Origin of the sequence: Novosphingobium sp. (assembly GCF_049240505.1) — a bacterium.
GTDB lineage: Bacteria > Pseudomonadota > Alphaproteobacteria > Sphingomonadales > Sphingomonadaceae > Novosphingobium.
The window spans coordinates 1-2,504 of sequence record NZ_JBMLSM010000129.1 but is presented as its reverse complement, the minus strand read 5'-3'; the positions used below and the strand labels follow the sequence as shown (position 1 = coordinate 2,504).

General features: G+C 62.1%; 2 protein-coding genes. Both read right to left on the bottom strand.

Annotated elements, in window-relative coordinates:
- Positions 1–79: 79 nt before the first annotated feature.
- On the bottom strand, positions 80–856 hold the full coding sequence (gene istB / locus ACOVQ0_RS11055) for an IS21-like element helper ATPase IstB (RefSeq protein ID WP_421884272.1): 777 nt from the start codon (positions 854–856) through the stop codon (positions 80–82).
- 15 nt (positions 857–871) lie between these two features.
- On the bottom strand, positions 872–2,425 hold the full coding sequence (istA, locus tag ACOVQ0_RS11050; RefSeq protein ID WP_421884269.1) for an IS21 family transposase: 1,554 nt from the start codon (positions 2,423–2,425) through the stop codon (positions 872–874).
- Positions 2,426–2,504 lie beyond the last annotated feature (79 nt).

Below are 2,504 nucleotides of genomic sequence, written 5' to 3'. Positions count from 1 at the left end.
ATTTCGCTAAATCGCGGACAAGCGTTTCGCTAAGTCCCGGACAGCTGGCGCAGATTGGTCAAGAGTGCCTTGTTGAGTTTCAGGCTGCGATGATTTCTGCTTTCTCCCCTTGGGTCAAGAGGGACGGTGCCCGGGTTTTGCGCATGCTTTCGCCTTCCAGGGCGATGCGGTGAGCATTGTGGATCAAGCGGTCGAGGATGGCATCGGCGATGGTCGGCTGCCCGATCATTTCGTGCCACTGCGCAACCGGCAACTGGGCAGTGATCAGCGTAGATTTACGCTTGTAGCGCTCTTCGAAGATTTCGAGCAGGTCGCCGCGCTGCTGTTCGGTCAGCCCGTGACTGCCCCAGTCATCGAGCACCAGTAACTGGACGCGGGTCAGCTTGTCGATCAGGCGCGGGAAGCGGCCGTCGAGACGCGCCATTGCCAGGTCTTCGAACAGCCGGGGCATGCGCACGTAGAGCACCGAGTAATCAAGCCGTGCAGCCTGACGACCGAACGCGCATCCCAGCCAGGTTTTTCCCGTGCCGGTCGGGCCCGTGATGATCAAGTGCTCGTGCGCTTTTAGCCAGCCGCCCTGTGCCAGTCCGAGGACACTACGCCGATCGAGCTTGCGGTGGGATGCAAAGTCGATGTTCTCGATGCAGGCATCGCTAAACCGCAGGCGTGCGGCAGCAAGCCGATTGGCGAGCCGCTTGTCGCTGCGCGTCGCCATCTCGCGGTCGAGCATCAGCCCGAGCCATTCATCGCGGCTGAGGCCTTCGCTTCCCGACTGATCGGCAAGCTCGCGATAGGCGCACGCCATTCCGGCGAGCCCCAGCGTCTGCATCTGGTCCAACATGGGGTGTGTAAGCATGATCGTTCTTTCCTTTCATTGGTAGTAGACCGCACCGCGGATGTTGCCGTGCGATGGGGTGGGCCGGTTGGGTTCCGTGACCGGACTGGCCTGATCGAGCCCCGATTTGAGGATCGAGAGCACCGAGGCGTATGTGATGGCCTCGATCGCCAGGGCGCGATCACAGGCGGCATCGAGACGCGCGGGACCATATCCGCGCCCCAGCGAGAGGATGCCCATCGCCGAGCGATAACCCTGTTCGGGATGGCGCCGGTCGCTCATCATCCGTTCGACCAGGATCTGCACGTTGGTGCCCATTCTGGCGGCACGCTCGATCAGCGATGCCGGCGTCCGGTCAGCGTAACGCTGGTGCGCCTTGGGCATGTGGGCATTGACGGTAATATGGAACCCGCGCTGCGAGCTGCGCATGTGGCTGGCAACCCGCTTATGATCATGGAAGATTTCGACCACACGCTGGGTCAGCCGTACATCGACCTTCTTCCCGATCAGCCCGTGCGGCACCGAGTAGAAGTTGCGGTCGACGGCAACGTGATAATCAGGATGGACCTTCGCCGTCTTCCATTCGGCGTATTCGAACCGCTCGACCGGGAGCGGGCGCAGCGTCGCGCGCTCGATCTCCTCGAACATCTCCCGGCGCGAACGGCCAACGTGTCGCATTATCTTGCCGTTGAGCATCTCGAGCAGCTTCGCGATCTCGGCATTGAGCACGCCCAGGTCGAAGAACTGCTGGTTGCGCAGTCGCGCTATGATCCACCTTTCCACGATCAGGACTGCACCCTCAACTTTTCCTTTGTCCCTTGGCTTGGCTGGCCGTGTCGGCAGAACCGTCGTGTCGTAATGCTCTGCCATCGCGGCAAAGGTCGCTGTCAGCGTGGGCTCGAACCACAGCGCCTTGGCCACTCCCGCCTTCAGGTTGTCGCACACGATCGAGCCCGGAGTGCCGCCAAAGTATTCCAGCGCGCGCACTTGCCCATCGATCCAATCGGGCAGCTGCTGATGCAGGCTCGCCACCGCAAATGTGTAGCTCGAGGCCCCCAGTACCGCGACGAACAACTGCGCAGCGTGCACCTCGCCGGTATCGGGATCGATCAGCGGGATCGTCTGCCCCGCGTAATCGGTCTGCATCTCCGCACCGGCGCTGTGCCGGTGCCTATAGGCCGGATTAGCCCGCTTCTCGTGCGCGCCGAACTTGTCGCAGAACCAGGTGTAGCCAAAGCCGTCGGGATGAGCCTCGCGATATTCTTGCCACAGCAGTAGCAGCGTCACGCTCTTGCGCTTCATCTCGCGAGAGATCAGCTGCCAGTCCGGCTCTGTCGTGTCGCGCGGCGGGCGGCCCATCTGCCGGAACAACCTGCGCTCAAGCGCGGCGTCATCGCCGCAACCCTCCGGCATCGGCCACCCGTCAAGGCCAGCTTCACGCGCCCGCAACAAGTATGTCGATACCGTCGACTTGCTCAGCCCGAGCCGTTCCGACACCTCGCGCACCGAAAGCCCACTCTCATGGGTCAGCCGCAGTATCGATCTGATGTCTTTCATGTCCGTTCGTCTCGGCTGCTTCCGTCTTGGCATCACTCTCTCCCAGCTTCCACGCTGGGACGGTCATGCCAAATCGGCGCACTCCTTGACCAATCACGCAAACTGTCCGGGA

Coding starts and splice junctions, on each gene's coding strand:
- istA (WP_421884269.1), bottom strand. CDS start 2,425: ATGCCAAGACGGAAGCAGCCGAGACGAACGGACATGAAAGACATCAGA.
- istB (WP_421884272.1), bottom strand. CDS start 856: ATGCTTACACACCCCATGTTGGACCAGATGCAGACGCTGGGGCTCGCC.